This window comes from Chryseobacterium sp. DZ-32 (genome assembly GCF_059587025.1).
Map to the genome: position 1 here is coordinate 189,490 of NZ_JCAIOM010000003.1, position 16,831 is coordinate 206,320.

Annotated in this window: 16 protein-coding genes; 10 read left to right on the forward strand and 6 right to left on the reverse strand. The window is 36.0% G+C overall.

Features of this window, described 5'->3' with window-relative positions; all coding sequences use genetic code 11:
- The first annotated feature begins 33 nt into the window (after positions 1-33).
- The 3 genes from AC59HC_RS04595 (at position 34) to AC59HC_RS04605 (ending at position 3,599) form a co-directional block, all read left to right on the forward strand.
- Positions 34-2,619, forward strand: coding sequence for a putative LPS assembly protein LptD (locus AC59HC_RS04595; RefSeq protein ID WP_110008515.1), 2,586 nt, complete (start codon positions 34-36; stop codon positions 2,617-2,619).
- Between the two features lie 144 nt (positions 2,620-2,763).
- Positions 2,764-3,144, forward strand: a complete 381-nt coding sequence (locus AC59HC_RS04600) for a RidA family protein (protein WP_034694591.1) — start codon at positions 2,764-2,766, stop codon at positions 3,142-3,144.
- The gene (locus tag AC59HC_RS04605) at positions 3,144-3,599 is read left to right on the forward strand and encodes a hypothetical protein (protein ID WP_110008516.1); all 456 of its coding nucleotides are present in this window, start codon (positions 3,144-3,146) and stop codon (positions 3,597-3,599) included. Before AC59HC_RS04600 ends, AC59HC_RS04605 begins: the two co-directional genes overlap by 1 nt.
- A gap of 65 nt (positions 3,600-3,664) precedes the next feature.
- Here AC59HC_RS04605 and AC59HC_RS04610 read toward each other — a convergent pair whose 3' ends face one another.
- A complete protein-coding gene (locus AC59HC_RS04610; protein WP_496558077.1) occupies positions 3,665-4,234 on the reverse strand; it encodes a GNAT family N-acetyltransferase in 570 nt (189 codons plus the stop codon).
- 162 nt (positions 4,235-4,396) lie between these two features.
- A complete protein-coding gene (locus AC59HC_RS04615) occupies positions 4,397-5,923 on the reverse strand; it encodes a trypsin-like peptidase domain-containing protein (protein WP_202840891.1) in 1,527 nt (508 codons plus the stop codon).
- A gap of 340 nt (positions 5,924-6,263) precedes the next feature.
- Between AC59HC_RS04615 and trhO the strand changes: the two genes are divergently transcribed.
- The 4 genes from trhO to AC59HC_RS04635 are packed head-to-tail and all read left to right on the forward strand — an operon-like array spanning position 6,264 to position 9,724.
- A complete protein-coding gene (gene trhO / locus AC59HC_RS04620; protein WP_120232570.1) occupies positions 6,264-7,625 on the forward strand; it encodes an oxygen-dependent tRNA uridine(34) hydroxylase TrhO in 1,362 nt (453 codons plus the stop codon).
- Between the two features lie 58 nt (positions 7,626-7,683).
- On the forward strand, positions 7,684-8,928 hold the full coding sequence (locus AC59HC_RS04625; protein WP_496558078.1) for a peptidase U32 family protein: 1,245 nt from the start codon (positions 7,684-7,686) through the stop codon (positions 8,926-8,928).
- Complete coding sequence (locus AC59HC_RS04630) at positions 8,928-9,158, forward strand: ferredoxin (RefSeq protein ID WP_062673534.1); 231 nt, start codon at positions 8,928-8,930, stop codon at positions 9,156-9,158. The genes AC59HC_RS04625 and AC59HC_RS04630 overlap by 1 nt, the downstream gene beginning before the upstream one ends.
- A gap of 5 nt (positions 9,159-9,163) precedes the next feature.
- Positions 9,164-9,724 (forward strand): 5-formyltetrahydrofolate cyclo-ligase, encoded by a 561-nt coding sequence (locus AC59HC_RS04635; RefSeq protein WP_496558079.1) that lies wholly within the window; start codon positions 9,164-9,166, stop codon positions 9,722-9,724.
- Here the strand turns inward: AC59HC_RS04635 and AC59HC_RS04640 are convergent.
- Together AC59HC_RS04640 and AC59HC_RS04645 are read right to left on the reverse strand one after the other, a co-directional pair.
- Positions 9,688-10,269: a hypothetical protein gene (locus AC59HC_RS04640; RefSeq protein ID WP_202840883.1), complete on the reverse strand. Its 582-nt coding sequence runs from the start codon at positions 10,267-10,269 to the stop codon at positions 9,688-9,690. The two genes, AC59HC_RS04635 and AC59HC_RS04640, sit on opposite strands and share 37 nt — an antisense overlap.
- The gene (locus AC59HC_RS04645; RefSeq protein WP_496558080.1) at positions 10,253-11,434 is read right to left on the reverse strand and encodes a hypothetical protein; all 1,182 of its coding nucleotides are present in this window, start codon (positions 11,432-11,434) and stop codon (positions 10,253-10,255) included. The genes AC59HC_RS04640 and AC59HC_RS04645 overlap by 17 nt, the downstream gene beginning before the upstream one ends.
- Before the next feature lie 183 nt (positions 11,435-11,617).
- Between AC59HC_RS04645 and AC59HC_RS04650 the strand changes: the two genes are divergently transcribed.
- On the forward strand, positions 11,618-11,947 hold the full coding sequence (locus AC59HC_RS04650) for a hypothetical protein (RefSeq protein ID WP_034694620.1): 330 nt from the start codon (positions 11,618-11,620) through the stop codon (positions 11,945-11,947).
- A gap of 122 nt (positions 11,948-12,069) precedes the next feature.
- Here the strand turns inward: AC59HC_RS04650 and AC59HC_RS04655 are convergent, their stop codons facing one another.
- Positions 12,070-12,837, reverse strand: coding sequence for a TrmH family RNA methyltransferase (locus tag AC59HC_RS04655; protein ID WP_343642463.1), 768 nt, complete (start codon positions 12,835-12,837; stop codon positions 12,070-12,072).
- A 142-nt stretch (positions 12,838-12,979) separates the two neighbouring features.
- On the reverse strand, positions 12,980-14,485 hold the full coding sequence (locus tag AC59HC_RS04660; protein ID WP_343642465.1) for a DNA recombination protein RmuC: 1,506 nt from the start codon (positions 14,483-14,485) through the stop codon (positions 12,980-12,982).
- Between the two features lie 220 nt (positions 14,486-14,705).
- Here AC59HC_RS04660 and AC59HC_RS04665 point away from each other — a divergent pair, with 220 nt between their 5' ends.
- Positions 14,706-15,380, forward strand: a complete 675-nt coding sequence (locus tag AC59HC_RS04665) for a response regulator transcription factor (RefSeq protein WP_496558081.1) — start codon at positions 14,706-14,708, stop codon at positions 15,378-15,380.
- Positions 15,381-15,382: 2 nt separating this feature from the next.
- On the forward strand, positions 15,383-16,747 hold the full coding sequence (locus tag AC59HC_RS04670) for a sensor histidine kinase (RefSeq protein ID WP_411414585.1): 1,365 nt from the start codon (positions 15,383-15,385) through the stop codon (positions 16,745-16,747).
- Positions 16,748-16,831: the final 84 nt, after the last annotated feature.

Genomic DNA, 16,831 nt, shown 5'->3' on the forward strand with positions numbered 1-16,831 from the left:
ATTAATTTTGGGCCTTAATTATATAGTATAAAATTGGCCAAAACCGTCTTCAAAAATATATTACAAATTTTAATTATCCTAATTTTTAACAATTTTTTAGCACAGAAAACTCCTGAAAAATTGCCTAAAAATGCGGTTAATGATACTATTTCCAAAAAGGATACCATAGTTGTAAAAAAAGAAACCCTCAATGATGTTCTCCGTACAAAAGCGGATGATCAGAGAAGAGACGTTCCGAAAAAAATGACATTCCTGAACAAAAATGCTCAGGTAAAGTATCAGGATATGCAGATTGATGCAGATTATATCTCTATTGATGATAATAAAAATCTGATCTATGCAAGAGGAAAACAAGACTCTTTGGGCAAGATTGTGGAGCCTGTAATCACTACGCAGGCCGGAAAAAAATACGAAACCAACGAATTCAGCTATAATACAAAAACAAAACAGGCCATTGCCTTCAATGCAAGAACAGAAGAAAGTGAAGGGGTAATTATAGCACAGAAAACCAAAAAATATAATGATTCCGTATTTGCAATGAGAAAAGCAGATTATACAACGGATGATTATTTTATCAAGAAAAAAGATACGGCAGCGGATTATTTTATGAGAGCTTATAATATTAAGCTGATTAAAACCAAAACAAAATCCCAAATCGTGACAGGTCCTATTCAGATGTTTATCGAACAGGTTCCTACACCGCTTTATCTTCCATTCGCTATTTTACCATTCTCAGATAAAAGAGCTGCGGGTATTCTGATTCCAAGTTTCGGGGAAAGAGAAGATGTAGGTTTCTTCCTGAACGGAATAGGATATTACCAACCCATCGGGGAACATTTTGACCTTAAAGTTTTAGCAGATATTTATACAAAAGGAAGCTGGAATTTACGTCCGCAGGTGAATTACCAGAAGAAATACCGTTACTCCGGAAACTTTACGGCAGATATCGGTACAATGGTGAGAGGAATCAAAGGTCTGGACGATTATACTAAAAACAGTACCTACAGAATCAACTGGACACACTCGCAGGATTCCAAAGCCAATCCTTTCCTTACATTCAGTGCTTCTGTTGATATTGTAAGTACCAAGTTCTATAACAACCCGCTTAACAACAATTACATTTTCAACCAGAATGTATTGAATACTCAGCAAAACTCTACGGTAACCCTTACCAAAAGATTCCTGAAACTGCCGATGACGATTACAGGAACTGCTTCATATTCCCAGAACTTTGCGACAGGATTGGCAGACCTTCGTCTTCCGCAGATGAACGTGGCCATCAACCAGTTTTATTTGTTTAAATCAAGAACAGGAATCAGACAGGGATTGCTTGAAAATATTACAGTGAATACCGGTTTCAACCTTACCAATTTCGTGAATACTCAGGAAAATGAGTTGTTTAAAAAAGAAATGTGGGATAAAATGCAGACCGGCCTTAAAAATAATATCGCATTGGCTACCAATACAACTTTGGCGAAATATTTTACTTTCAGTTTAAGTGCGAATATTGACAATGCCCTGACAACAAAAACACTGAACAGGTATTATGATCCGGTAAAGAATGTAACTGTTGATGAAATCAATAAAAACTTTACAGGATACTCTACTTTCTCTACTTCTGCCAGTCTTCAGACCACACTTTTCGGGATGATGAAATTCAAAAAAGGATCTGCTGTGGAAGCCGTAAGACATATGATGACCCCGAGTGTAAGCTTTACTTATTCCCCGGATTTTTCAAGTCCTAATTTCGGATATTACAGAAACTATTATAATGCAAACGGAGCGTTGACGCCATATTCTATTTTTGAAAAAGGAATTATCGGAAGCCCGTCAAGCGGTATGCAGGGAGCTTTGGGTTTTAATATCGGTAACAATATCGAGATGAAAGTAAAATCTAAGAGTGATTCTACAGGGGTGAAGAAAATCAAAATTTTTGAATCTTTAAACCTTGCAGGAAGCTACAACTTTGCCGCTAAAGATCACCCTTGGTCTGTGTTCTCCATCAACGGACAGTCTTCATTTTTCAATAATAAGTTAACGGTAAATACCAGTCTTGCACTGGAACCTTATAAAATTGAGTTTTTACCGGGACAGGATACCGGAATAAGAACAGAGCAGTTCGGACACTTCAGTGTACAGGGATTCAATGTTCAGTTATCATATCCTTTAAGCAGCGAGATCTTTGGAGAAAAAACAGATTATGCCAAAAAATATTCCTCGAAGGGAGAAATCCGAAATGAAAATTATTATTTTGATGATGATCATTATGCTCACTTTGATCAGGCCTGGACTTTAAATGTCAGCGCCAATTACGCTTATTCCAAAGGATTAAGCAGATTTGGTAATAAAATTGCATCCATTGGATTGGATGGTAGCATCAAACTGACTCCATACTGGAATATCAACGGAAGTACCCATTATGATATGGTGACCAAAGAATTGGCATATACAAGAATTGGTTTTTCAAGAGATCAGCGAAGCTTTACGATCAATTTCAACTGGGTTCCTTTCGGACAATATAAAGTGTATGACTTCTTTATCGGTATCAAAGCCAATATCTTAAGTGATGCCTTGAAGTACAAAGACAGAAGCTTTACCCAGCCTAATGCACCTTTCTAATATCAGATTGGCATTTGACAATATAAATTTTATATTTGCAAGCAAAATAAATTCTAATGAAAATCACTGTTGGCAGAATTCAAATACCAACGAATATTGCAGATAGTGATTGCATATAACCATAGAAAAAAATAAATATCCGTTATGAAACAAATAATCAACACAGTTAATGCACCTGCAGCGATCGGACCTTATTCACAAGCTAATATGGCCAACGGAGTTTTGTATATCTCCGGACAGATTCCTGTAGATCCTGCAACTGGTAAATTGGTAGAAGGTATTGAAAAGGAAACGCACCAGGTAATGAAAAACCTTGAAGCGATTCTTACTGAAGCCGGCATGACTTTCAAAAACGTTGTAAAAGCTACCATCTTCCTTAAAAGTATGGATGATTTTGCTGTAATGAATGATATCTATGCATCTTACTTAGATTCAGAAAGCTATCCAGCTCGTGAAACAGTACAGGTTTCATGTTTGCCTAAAAATGTGGATATCGAAATTTCTATGATTGCACATCAGGATTAATGAATTTTATAAGAAATACAGTTGCGGTTCTGATAGGTCTTGGTATTGCAGGGCTTATTATTACTCTTGGTATAAGGGCTTTTCCGCAATGGGTAACTTTTGAGGCTTTTGCTCCGTTTGAGCACTGGCAAAGGTTTCTTTTCAGTATGAAAGATGATAAGGCGTTTTTCGGCTTCCTTTTATTTATTTCCGGATTAGGAACTACTATTGGGGGAGTGGCAACCGCTATCATTGTTAAATATGCTAAAGTAGCCTATGCTATTCTGATTGGCTTTATTATGCTTTTTATTGCCATGTTGGATGTTATTATTTTTCCCTATCATCCTACGTTTTATAAGATCTCCATTTTCCTTACGTTCTTTCCGTTTTCCTGGATTGGAGGGAAGATTGTAGAAGTGATCTATGAAAGAAATAAAAAGAAAAGTATCGCTGACAAAATGAATAAGTCTAAATAAATAATAAAAAAAACGCTGCAGATTCTGCAGCGTTTTTTGTTGAAAAGAGTTAGTAGATTTCCGTATTAAACATATTTCAAAAAATAAAGAGGATAATCCAGCTCAAAGGTTTCATGGAAAATGGTAAATCCATTTTGTTGGTAGAAGGTTCTGTTTTCTAATGTTGTTGTTTCAACATATATGAGTTCGTTCTCATATTTACTCATAGATTCTTTTAAAAGTCTTGTTCCAATTCCTTTGCCCTGTTCACCAGGAACTACAGCTATTAACCATAAATGAACAAATTTTTCTTCCGGATGAAATTTTACTAAGAGTTTTTCTCGTTGTAAAACTTTAAAGATATTTTCAATTCCAATACAATTGAACAGCAATTTTATTTCAAGCCAGATTTTTTTTAAACTGATTTGGGATTTTTCTAAGTATAAAATGCATGCTTTGTGATCGTCGCTGAGAAATATGCTTCCATTTAGCAGTGATAAATCAAATTGAAATTCCATTAATGCTCTCAATCTCTTATATCTGTTGCCAGAATTCTTTATGACAAAATTGATAGAATTAGGAATAAGAACATTTATGAAAGACTGGCATAAAATAGTAACGACTTTTTCTCTATCCTCATAGGTAGCTTTTTTCATGCATTTTTGTTTTTTCAAATATATAAAAAATAGAAGTGTGTTAATCAGTGTTTTATATGGCTTGTGTTAGTTTCTGCATTGAGCTTAGTTAACTTTTTTTCAAAAAAAACCATTCTTAAGCAAGAATGGTTAACTTTTTAATGTGAAATCAAAAAAATTCAATTAAGGCATTTTGAATCCTTTCGTATAAATTCTTCCGTAATCATCTACGAATTTTACCTGTACATTCCCCTGATATTTCTCAAGGATTTTTTCTACATCTTTTTGTGAATTGACAGGTTTGCCGTTTACCTCGATGATGATATAGTTATCTACAATTCCGATTTTAGCCATTTCACTGCCCTCAGAAACGTTTTTAGCTACTACACCACTGTTCAGTCCATATTCTGTTTTGAAACGTTCCGTAAGAGGGTCAAATTCAGATCCGATTTTTTCTGTTACGCTAAGATCGGCTTTCGTTCTGGTTGAAGTTCCTCCTTTCTGGTCTCTAAGTGTTACCGAAGTAGTTCCTTCTTTACCATTTCTTGAGTAGGTTACCTGAACTTTGTCACCAGGACGCTTGCTTCCGATAGACATGGAAAGATCAGCAAAGTCTGTAATATCGTAGTTGTCTACTTTGGTGATAACGTCTCCTTTTTTCAATCCTGCATCTTCAGCACCACTGTTTTCACCAAATCCTGTAATATAGATTCCTGATCCTACTTTTAGATTTGTTTTAAACTGCTTGTTGTAAGATGCTACTAACTGATCATTTGAAAGATCTAAAGACTGAACTCCAAGGAATCCTCTCTGTACAATTCCGAATTTCTTGATATCCTCAACAATTTTTCTCGCCAGGTTAGAAGGAACGGCAAATCCGTATCCCTGGTAATATCCTGTGGTAGACTGAATCGCAGAATTGATCCCGATCAGTTCTCCATTGGTATTTACCAAAGCACCTCCTGAGTTACCCGGGTTAATAGCAGCATCCGTCTGGATGAAGCTTTCAATAGGATTAGCAGCTTTTCCCTGGCTTCCCAGGATTCCGATACCTCTTCCTTTAGCAGAAACAATACCTGCTGTTACCGTAGAGTTTAATCCTAATGGATTTCCTACTGCAAGAACCCATTGTCCTACATCAATATTGTCAGAATTCGCAAAATTCAGATAAGGAAGCCCTTTTTCTTCAATCTTTAATAAAGAGATATCTGTATTAGGGTCTGTTCCAACCAATGTTGCAATATATGATTTCTTGTTGCTTAGTACGACCTCCAGCTTATTAGCACCTGCTACCACGTGGTTGTTGGAAATGATATAACCGTCCGGAGAGATGATTACCCCTGAACCCATTCCCGATGGCATATTATCAGGAACCTGCTGCTTTTGTCTCTGCTGGCCTCTTCCCCCGAAAGGATCTCCGAAGAAAAAGTCAAACAAATCCTGCTCTGAAGCTCTGCTTGATGTTCTGCTTTGATAATTTTTAATAGTTACTACAGCGGGAACGGTTGTTTTAGCCGCCTTTACAAAATCATCACCTACTGCTCCCGTATTCATTCCTGCGAATGAAGTATTGGGTGCTGCTGTTGTGAAATAAGATTGATCTCCATTGTTGGAGCCGTGTCCGAAATATTGTAAAGCTCCAACGGTAGTAGCTCCGGAAAGGACTCCAACTACTGCAAATGGTAATAGTTTTTTTAAAGTACTCTTCATTGTATATCTTTCTTGTTTATTAATTAATTTTCTTTTTATGTTTTTGAGTAAACAAATTTAATGTTAAATAAGTAAGCAATTAGTATGCTATGTTTCAATTTTAACTAAAATTTAACGGCTATTATATGATTTTGTGCCTTATGTCATAATTGTTAATGCCACAGTTAACAAAACTTAAAAAAAAATTAAAGAAAATATGGCAGACTTATCATACATAGTGATCTGATTTTCATTGCTGGCAGGTTACTGATTATTGTTCGTGATTGGTGTTATAAATATACTTAATTCTAAAATGATTATCTTTGCAAAAATTTTTATTCTCACTTAAAACGTTTATAGCATGCAACTGTATAACACCTTAAGCGCAGAAGAAAGAGCTCAACTTATTGATGAAGCCGGTAAAGACCGTCTTACCTTGTCTTTCTATGCGTATGCCAAAATCGAAGACCCCAAAAAATTTCGCGACGAACTATTTATAGCCTGGAATGCATTGGACGCACTTGGCCGTATTTATGTTGCTACAGAGGGAATTAATGCTCAGATGAGTGTTCCTGCAGATCAGTTTGAGGCTTTTCGTGATACGCTCGAAGTTTATGACTTCATGAAAGGAATCCGTTTGAATGTAGCGGTAGACCAAGACAATTACTCATTTTTAAAATTAACCATAAAAGTCAGAAACAAAATTGTTGCTGACGGTTTGAATGACGAAACTTTTGATGTGACCAATAAAGGAATTCACTTAAAAGCTCAGGAATTCAATAATATGCTGGAAGATCCCAATACCATTGTTGTAGATTTCAGAAATCACTACGAAAGTGAAGTAGGGCATTTTGAAGGTGCCATTACTCCGGATGTGGAAAATTTCAGAGAAAGTTTACCCATCATCAATGAACAGCTACAGGATTTTAAAGAAGATAAAAACCTGTTGATGTACTGTACCGGAGGAATCCGTTGTGAAAAAGCCAGTGCTTACTTCAAACACCAAGGTTTCAAAAATGTTTATCAATTGGAAGGAGGTATCATTGAATATACACGACAGATCAAAGAAGAAGGAATAAAAAGTAAATTCATTGGTAAAAACTTTGTATTTGACCACCGACTGGGGGAGAGAATTACAGATGATATTATTGCACAATGCCACCAGTGTGGAAAACCTTGTGATAATCATACCAATTGTGCCAATGATGCCTGTCATTTGTTGTTTATCCAATGCGACGACTGTAAAGCTGCGATGGAAAACTGCTGTTCTACGGAATGTCTGGAGACCATTCATTTGCCGTGGGATGAACAGGTGAAACTGAGAAAGGGATTACAGGTTGGAAATAAAGTATTCAGAAAAGGAAAATCAGATGCACTGAAATTTAAAAACTCAGGAGATTTAACTGATAAGCCTTTGGCAAAAGCAGAGACAAAAAATATCCGTCAGAAGATTGCTGTTAAAAAAGAATTGATTGGAAAGGCAGAACATTACTACTCAAAATCAAAGATTGCACAGTTTTTAATTGAACATAAGGATTTATCAGTGGGTGATAAAGTATTGATCTCAGGTCCTACAACGGGAGAGCAGGAAGTCACCATTACTGAAATCTATGCTAACGGAGGGCCTTGTGAAACGGCAAACATTGGAGATCAGATTACTTTTGCGCTGCCATTCAGAGTTCGTTTATCTGATAAATTGTACAGAATTGTGCAAAACGCATAATTCATAGCTGTCAATACAATTATTTCTGTTTTAACAACTTAATAATTCCAGACTTGAAATGACAAAAAGCGGAAAAATAGAACTGATGTCTCCTGCAGGAGATTTCATATCACTTCAGGCAGCTATAGATAATGGTGCAGATTCTGTCTATTTTGGTGTTGAACAACTCAACATGCGTGCAAGAGCAACAATGAACTTCACCATTGATGATCTGCCGGAAATCGCCAGAAGATGTGCTGAAAAAGGAGTAAGAACGTATCTGACCCTTAACACCATCATCTATGATCATGATCTTTCTATCGTCAGAACACTTTTAGATAAAGCGAAGGAAGCCGGTCTTACAGCAGTGATTGCAATGGACCAGGCTGTAATTTCTTATGCAAGGCAAATTGGTATGGAGGTGCATATTTCCACCCAGATTAATATAACCAATATTGAAACCGTAAAATTCTATGCTCTTTTTGCTGATACCATGGTGATGAGCCGTGAATTAAGTATCAGCCAGATCAAAAAAATCTGTACTCAGATTGAAAAAGATCAGGTAAAAGGACCTTCCGGTAATCTTGTTGAAGTGGAAATTTTCGGACATGGTGCCTTATGTATGGCCGTATCCGGGAAATGCTATCTAAGTCTGCATTCCCATAATTCTTCAGCAAACAGAGGGGCCTGCAAACAGAACTGCCGGAAAAAATATACTGTGATTGATCAGGAGTCAGGTTTTGAAATTGAACTTGATAACGAATATATGATGTCTCCCAAAGACCTTTGTACGATTGGTTTCCTGAATCAGATTGTGGATGCCGGTGTGAAAGTCTTGAAGATAGAAGGAAGAGGAAGGGCTCCTGAATATGTAGCAACAGTTACAAAATGTTATAGAGAAGCAATTGACAGTATTGCGGAAGGAACGTTTTCTCAGGAAAAAGTGGATGAATGGATGAAACTTCTGGAGACCGTATACAACAGAGGCTTCTGGAGTGGATATTATCTTGGCCAGGAGCTGGGTGACTGGTCTTCAAACTCCGGTTCCAGTGCAACACAAAAGAAAGTCTATATTGGAAAAGGAAGGCATTTTTATCCGAAATCCAATATCGCAGAATTTGTGGTTGAGGCCTATGATATTTCTGTAGGAGACAGTGTCCTTATACAGGGACCCACTACAGGATCACAGGAAATGATCATTGAAAGTATGATCGTTGATGAGAAGGCTGGGGCAGACAAGGCAACAAAGTCTGATGTGATTACTTTCCCTACGAAGTTCCGTGTACGGCCAAGTGACAAATTATATAAAATTGTTAAAGCGTAATGGTCATTGCTACACTTCAGAGAGATAAATGTATTGGTTGTAATTACTGTGTTGAATTCGCTCCGGAATATTTTAGAATGTCTAAAAAAGATGGTAAATCAGTATTGCTTAAGACGATTGATAAAAAAGGCTTCTACACGTTAAAAACACCAGACCACGAAGCGTTTGAATATTTGGAGAGAGCAGCCAACGCCTGTCCTGTGAAAATTATTTCTGTAAGAATCACTTAATCATTATGCTGAAAGCTGAGCTTAGAAAAAAATATACCCAAAAAAGGAAAGCCTTGTCTGCTGATGAGGCTTTTCTGTTATCTGAGAAGATTTTTGAAAATTTCATTCAATATTTTAAGCCAAAAGAATCAGAAAAAGTACACGTTTTTATCCCGATTCCGGCAAGGAAAGAAATTGATACCCAAATCTTCATTCATTATTTTTTAGCACAGAATATCCGGGTGTATGTGCCTAAAATTGTAGCTGATAAGCTTATTAATATTGAAATTTCTGAAGATACTGCTTTTGAAACCAACAGTTGGGGGATTTCAGAACCTGTTTCCAATGAAGATTCTGGCGAAAAATACTTTCATTATGTGATTACGCCTTTGTTGTATTGTGACAAAAAAGGGAATAGAGTAGGCTATGGTAAAGGATTTTATGACAGCTTGTTTCAAAGTATTTCTCCCGAGGCAAAAAAAATCGGAGTCAATTATTTTGCCCCCGATGAATATGTGGATGATGTCTGGGAAAATGATATTCCTCTGGACTATTTGGTTACTCCTACCGAAGTGCTGTCTTTTTGAAGCGGTTTGGAATAAAAATCTAAAAAGTAGAATTTAAACTCTTTTTTAAGCTTTGATGTAGACAATAAGATGTATTGTGCATTCTTTTCAAAGCTTCCCAGCGACTTGTTTTTACTGTCAAAATATTCCACATTAAACCTGGCATAGTCTAGTGTATCTTTTTTATAAAAATCTTTATATACATTCAGATTGCTGACTTTCGCTGTTTTTACTTTCATGCTGTCCAGTTCCTTCAGCAATCTTTTAAATGTCAGTGAATCCGGTTTGTGAAAATAGCTTTCCATCTGGGAATAAATGACAGTATCTATTTCCGTATTTCTGTTTCCGCTGAGATATAGAGTAGACAGATCAAGAAGTTCCTGAACTTTCTGTTTGGTGATGGAATTAATCGCCTGCATGCTATCCATCTGTACGGCAGGATAGCTTTTTTCGTTGGTGCTGTTTCGTAGCTTATCGAGGTCGCTTACCTCTGAGGTTTTATTATTACAGGCAATAAATAATGTCAGAAGCACGGTGAAAATTAAAAAATTACTTATTCTTTTCATCTGTGGTAGCAATTTTAAATTTGATGGATACAATTTTACCTTTGGTATCCTTTTTCATTTCTATTACATTCAGGTTTTTCAGAGAGGTTGTTGGAGTCGTTACCAGCGTGATATACTTCTGCTTATCCAGCCTTTCAATGCCATAAGTATCATTATCATATACCTGGTAGATCACGGCATTACTGCTGATTAGGTTTTCCAGCTGGTTTCTCTTCTGCTTGATAAGAGCAACCTGCTCATCCGGATTTCCTCCTTTGATATCTTTGATAGAGAAATAATAGACAGCCATCTTATAATCATCAGGCTTTAGTTCTATTTTTTCTTCTTCAGGAGCATTTTCAAGATTTCTGTTCACTTCCAGAGGCTCATAGAAAGGAGCGCTGATTCTCATTTTTAAATTTTTATCCTTGGTAGAATAATAAAAACATTCGCCCGGCTTTATTTTATACATCAACGGAGATTCATTTTCCTTCACTACCATTATTTCTAAAGTATTGATCACAGAAACACCTCTGTCCTTATCAATGAAACAATATTTATAAGTTTTTGAAAAAAGAACATCTTTAAATCCTAAAAGGCCGGTAATGGTAATCAAAACGGAAGTAACAAGAGCCCATGCATTCTTTTTGAAGAAGTTCTTCTTCGCAGGAGCAGACGAAATTTCGATTTCGTTGGGAGTTGTTCTATTTTGTGTAATCGATTGATTTTCAGTATTTGATTTTTGTAAATCAGTATTTTCTGGGGTCCTGATTTCAACTTTTTTAGGTTGAAGTTCAATTTTTGGAAGTTCAGGAGCTTCAGAAACTGTTTTTTCAATTTCATCAATATCTTCTTCATCAAAATTTTCATTTTCCTGTAGCAGTTCACCCGCAAAAAGATGCTGTTTTTTGAACTCATACCAGGAGTCGTAACCCGCATAAATACTCAATAAATTGAGCATATCTATTCTTGGTAGTTTAGTAACCGGTGAAGTTTTGAAATACGTGTAAAATGACTTTTCACTGATGTTTCCTTTCGCTTTTTTTCGAAGGTCTTCCTGAAAATATATAATATCTATACCCTTCCACTTGGATATGTCATCCTGCGAAGGGGTATATTCTTTTAAGTATTGACCCTGAACATCCTTTTTTAGCTGTTCAAAGTGTAATAGATCCAAATCTGTCAATTTTTCAAAAAATAATTAAATTATTGATTATCAGCTATGTTTTTTTGTAAAACTATTTTACAAAGGTATTACAATTATTTTTCATAGACAAATTTTCTAACTGCTCTACCTTTGTCTTGTTCAAATAACAGAACAGAAGAAAATTTTATAAAACAATATTAACAAAATTAAATTTAATTTATTATGAAAAAGTCATTATTCGTAGCTGCTATCGCTGCAATCTCTCTAGTTGCTTGTAAAAAAACTGAAGCTACTGCTACTGAAGGTACAACTGATTCTGCTGCTGCTACTGTAGCTGATTCTGCTGCTGTAGTTTCTGATTCAGCTGCTAAAGTTGTTGATTCTGCTGCAACTACTGCTGTAGAAGCTACTAAAGATGCTGCTGCTGCTACTACTGCTGCTGGTGCTGAAGTTGCTAAAGATGCTGCTAAAGGTGCTGCTGACGCTGCTAAAGGAGCTGCTGATGCTGCTAAAGGAGCTGCTGATGCTGCTAAAGATGCTGCTAAGAAATAATTCTAGCATACGCTTAACAATAAAAGAACCGTTTCACCCAGTGAAACGGTTTTTTTATGCTTAGTCATTGCGAGCTAAAGGCGAAGCAATCTCTTTCATATCAAAATCAGATCAGGAATAGCTTATCCCTTCTTCTGTTTCAGAGATTCATAGCAGGTAATAGCTACTGCATTACTCAGGTTTAAAGAATCAATACTTCCTGCCATCGGAATTAAAGTGTTTTTTCCTTTTCCGATCCAGAAGTCACTTAACCCGGAATGTTCCGTCCCGAATAATACGGCAGAACGCTGTCTGAAATCTCTTTGATAAAGGTCTTCAGCACTTTCGTCCATCAGCGTAGTGTAGATATTAAAACTGTTTTTCTGCAGGAATTCCAATGTTTCCGTATTTTCAGCCTGATAGACTTCCATTCCGAACAGGCATCCTACACTGGATCTGATCACATTAGGGTTGTAGAAATCGGTTTTCCCGTCAGCAACAATCAAGGCATCAATACCAAATGCCTCACAGCTTCTTAAAATAGCACCAAGATTTCCTGGCTTTTCTACACCTTCAACAATAATTACCGTAGAATCTTTTTTAGGAACAAATGATGAAAGTGAATTTTCTTTGGTATGGTAAATGCCGATAATTCCTTCGGAACTTCCTCTGTAAGCGATTTTTTCATATACCTTCTCACTTACATAATGGATTTTTCCATCGGGAAGAGTTCCTTTAAAGATATTTTCAGAGATAAAGAACTCCAGCGGCTCAAAATCATACTGCATGGCTCTTTCATTTTCCTGCTGGCCTTCTACTACAAAAACTTTTGATTTTTTACGAAACCTGTTGTCAGTAAGAAGCTTAGTGACATTTTTTATTTTATCGTTTTGAAAACTTTCTATCAACATGCTGCAAAATTATGCAAAATTTATGATTGAACTTCTCTGGTTTTAATAAAAAGGTTTTTCCACGATATTTCAAATGGACTGTATTTTTCCATTTTAAAAATGAGAATGGTTATAAAGGTATGATGATTAGCTTTCCTGAGATTTAACTTTCTGATGGTTCAATAAGATTACTATTGTCAATAAGACTTTGTGGCAGCTCTTTTTTATTTTTAATTCCTAATGATTTCAATTTCTGAGTCTGGATCACCAGGTTGTCATTTCCGGTATGAAGCTGTTTGTAAGCATCATTGAATACATTTTTCGCCTGATCCAGATTTCGTCCTACTTTTTCCAGATTTTCTACAAAACCTACAAATTTGTCGTACAGTCTGGCACCGCGTTCCGCAATTTCAATAGAGTTTCTGTTCTGATATTCACGTTTCCAAAGATCGGCAATCAGCTTAAGAGAAGTGATCAGATTACTTGGATTAAGCAGAAGGATTCTTCTTTCATAGGCATAGTTCCAAAGATTCTGGTCTGCCTGCATTGCCGCAATATAAGCCGGTTCACTCGGAATAAACATCATTACGAAATCCAGTGATTTTCCATAGTCATCGTATGCTTTTTGACTGAGTTGATTAATATGATTCTTGATAGATCCGAGGTGCTGGCTCAGTTTTATGGCGTAAACATCAGCATCAGTTTCGTCAACCAATTCTGTGAAAGCAGTCAGAGATACTTTAGAATCAATGATGACATTTCTTTCATCCGGGTATTTTACAACAGCATCAGGACGCATTTTCTTTCCGGAGAATTCAGAAAATAAAGCTTTATTGTCTTCATCGCGCAATTCATGTTCGAGAAAATATTCTCTTCCTTTTACCAATCCTGATTTTTCAAGAATACTTTCCAGAATCATCTCGCCCCAGTTTCCCTGAGTTTTGCTTTCTCCTTTCAGGGCACGGGTTAATTTTTTGGCATCTTCGGAAATCTGCTGGTTCAGTTCTGCCAGTTCTTTCACCTTTTCTGCAAGGGAGAAACGTTCTTTATTTTCCTTTTCGTAAGCTTCGTTGACTCTATTTTTTAAATCCGCGATTTTCTCCTGAAAAGGTTCAAGGATATTTTTTAAGTTATTTTGATTTAAGGTAGTAAACTTTTCAGTTTTTTCTTCTAAAATTTTATTGGCAAGATTTTCAAACTGAAGTTTAGAATCTTCCTGAATTTTAACAATTTCTTCTTTCTGGGTGTCAAGAGATTGTTGAAGACCTTCATTTTTGGCAGAAAGTTCAGAGTTTTTAGCATAAAGAGTCTGTTTTTCAAGAATGTGAGTTTCTATCTGAGAAGTCTGCCTCTGATTGATTTGTTTTAACTCCTGAAACTGAAGATTTAAGGATGAATATTCGGCAGAGATTTTAGAAAATTCATTTTTAAGGTCATCCAATAGATCCTGCTGCAGCATATTGGCTTCTTTCTCTTTACTGATGATTTGATTAAGCTCCTGAATTTTCTGGTTTGAATTTTCAAGATCAGATTGGGTTTTAATGGATAAAGTGTTCAGTGCATCATAAGAACTTCTTGAAACCATTGACGATTTTAGTACAAAGTATAGTATAACAGCGCCCAGTACACCACCGGCAATCAATCCAATAATTAAATATATCATCTCCATCTTCCAAAATTATGAAAAAAGGTCGGAAGCTGGAAGCGGGATGTTGGAAGTTCCTTTTGGACAAATAAGAACTGATTTTTTTTACAATTAAATTCAATGTTTTTTAAAGGGAAATAAAATGGAAACAATCGCTTTATAAAATTCCATTACCTCTCGCTTCCGGCCCCCAGCTTTCTTTCTGAATTAGAATACCTATATTTATAGGAAATTTCAGAGACTTATGAATATTTTGTTGGTAGAAGATGATCAAAGAATCAGTAATTTCCTGATAAAAGGCCTTTCCGAGGCTGGCTATAATACAACCCTGGCAGATTCCGGGGAAAATGCACGTGAGCTTCTTCATACCTATGATTTTGATATTATTTTAATGGATATTATGCTTCCCGGACTGGATGGCATGCAGTTGACACAAATTATCAGATTTAAAGGAAACTTTACTCCGATTTTGGTTTTAAGTGCCCTGAACAGTCCTGATGATAAAATCAAAATGCTCGATATGGGTGCTGATGATTATTTATCCAAACCCTTCCATTTTGAAGAATTGATTTCAAGGATTAAAGCTTTAACCAGAAGAAATAAAATGAGCTACCAAAAGGAGGATCAATATTTATCATGCGGAAATATTGTGATTGATACTGATCTTCATAAAGTAACTCAGAATGATAAGGAAATAGAATTTTCCCCTACGGAATACAAACTGTTTACTTTTCTGATGGAGAATAAAAATAAAGTGTTGAGCAGAACCCAGATTTTACATAAGGTATGGGGAATTGATTTCGATAATACAACGAATGTAGTAGATGTTTATATTTCCTATGTCCGTAATAAGATTGATGAGACAGAACAGAAAATTATTCATACAGTAAAAGGAACCGGATATTTGATCAAAGACTGAAGATGACGCTAAGAAGTAGATTTACCCTTATTTCAAGCCTCTCATTTGGCATCGTTTCTATCATCACATCTGCGGTGATATTTTTTGCCTATTATGACAGTACCAAGATTTTCTATTTTGAAAAGCTCAGAAATACGGCTCTTATCTCTGCTATTTATTATCTTGAAAAGGATGAACTCCCGAAAGACCGACATGCCCAGATTAAAAAAGAATACAACCATCTGATTCAGAATAACAGGGTAGCGGTTTATAATCAGAATAATGAAGTTACCTTTGGACATAACCTTAACGATAAGAATATAAAGCTTTCCCATTTGCAGGCTGTCCGAAAAAACAAAGGAATACAGTTTATGTCTGATAATCAATTCTACTACGGAATTTTTTATCCTGATAACCAAGGTGACTTTGTGGTTTTTGTGAAGTCTTCCAACGATTCTTTTCAGTCACAAATCCTGAGATTGGCTATTATCATGCTTTCCGTATTGTTGATCGGGCTTCTCGCAATCTATTTTCTGAGCAGATACCTTTCTAAAGTAGTTTATAAACCTATCTCCAATGTAGTAGAACGGATCAATAAAGTAGAGTATAATAACATTTCTACGGCAATTATTACTTCTACCAATACCAATGACGAGATTGAAGATTTGATAAAGTCCTATAATAAACTGTTGGGCAGAATCTCTGAAAATGTACTCTTGCAGCAGAACTTTATCAATTATGTTTCCCATGAATTCAAAACACCCTTAGCAGCGATTTCTGGAAATCTGGAGGTGTTTGCCCAAAAAGACCGTACACCGGAAGAATACAGGGAAGTGGCTAAAGAGTCATTGGAAAATGTATATGAGATTGAAAATATTCTCAACAATCTTTTACTGATGTCCGGAATGACAAAGCTTGAGTCTTCTCACAAACCGATGAGAGTGGATGAACTGGTCTGGAAGATTTATGCAAAACTGGAACCCAAAGCAAAAGAAAACCATTCATCTATCAAAATACAGCTTCAGGTAACAAAACCTGCTTTACTGGAATTCCCGGGAAACGAAACACTTCTCTACCTGGCGTTATATAATATTGTAGAAAATGCCATCAAATATTCCTATGACAAACCTATAGTGATCACATTATCTGAAATGAACAGTCAGTTGTACATTGAGGTCAGAGATGAAGGAAGAGGAATTCCTGCTGATGATCTTGTGAAAATATCAGAGACTTTCTATAGAGGAAAAAATGTAGATGCTGTAAAAGGCAGCGGAATTGGTTTATCGCTTTCAAAAAGTATTTTTGATCATCATCATATTATCATGAAAATTGATTCTACGGTCAATGTGGGAACTAATGTTCTCCTGGAATTTCCTACCCATTCATAATCGTGTTATTTGTGAAAAGATTTGTGTTTTTCGTGTTTTAAAAAAGTTCTAATCAAACTCTAATGTTGAACTAACCGAATTTTA

Excerpts from the sequence above, each read along its gene's own strand:
- trhO (WP_120232570.1), top strand. The coding sequence starts at position 6,264 with ATGCAACTGTATAACACCTTAAGCGCAGAAGAAAGAGCTCAACTTATT.
- AC59HC_RS04635 (WP_496558079.1), top strand. The coding sequence starts at position 9,164 with ATGCTGAAAGCTGAGCTTAGAAAAAAATATACCCAAAAAAGGAAAGCC.
- AC59HC_RS04665 (WP_496558081.1), top strand. The coding sequence starts at position 14,706 with ATGAATATTTTGTTGGTAGAAGATGATCAAAGAATCAGTAATTTCCTG.
- AC59HC_RS04630 (WP_062673534.1), top strand. The coding sequence starts at position 8,928 with ATGGTCATTGCTACACTTCAGAGAGATAAATGTATTGGTTGTAATTAC.
- AC59HC_RS04615 (WP_202840891.1), bottom strand. The coding sequence starts at position 5,923 with ATGAAGAGTACTTTAAAAAAACTATTACCATTTGCAGTAGTTGGAGTC.
- AC59HC_RS04640 (WP_202840883.1), bottom strand. The coding sequence starts at position 10,269 with ATGAAAAGAATAAGTAATTTTTTAATTTTCACCGTGCTTCTGACATTA.
- AC59HC_RS04605 (WP_110008516.1), top strand. The coding sequence starts at position 3,144 with ATGAATTTTATAAGAAATACAGTTGCGGTTCTGATAGGTCTTGGTATT.
- AC59HC_RS04670 (WP_411414585.1), top strand. The coding sequence starts at position 15,383 with ATGACGCTAAGAAGTAGATTTACCCTTATTTCAAGCCTCTCATTTGGC.
- AC59HC_RS04610 (WP_496558077.1), bottom strand. The coding sequence starts at position 4,234 with ATGAAAAAAGCTACCTATGAGGATAGAGAAAAAGTCGTTACTATTTTA.
- AC59HC_RS04655 (WP_343642463.1), bottom strand. The coding sequence starts at position 12,837 with ATGTTGATAGAAAGTTTTCAAAACGATAAAATAAAAAATGTCACTAAG.
- AC59HC_RS04660 (WP_343642465.1), bottom strand. The coding sequence starts at position 14,485 with ATGGAGATGATATATTTAATTATTGGATTGATTGCCGGTGGTGTACTG.
- AC59HC_RS04625 (WP_496558078.1), top strand. The coding sequence starts at position 7,684 with ATGACAAAAAGCGGAAAAATAGAACTGATGTCTCCTGCAGGAGATTTC.
- AC59HC_RS04600 (WP_034694591.1), top strand. The coding sequence starts at position 2,764 with ATGAAACAAATAATCAACACAGTTAATGCACCTGCAGCGATCGGACCT.
- AC59HC_RS04650 (WP_034694620.1), top strand. The coding sequence starts at position 11,618 with ATGAAAAAGTCATTATTCGTAGCTGCTATCGCTGCAATCTCTCTAGTT.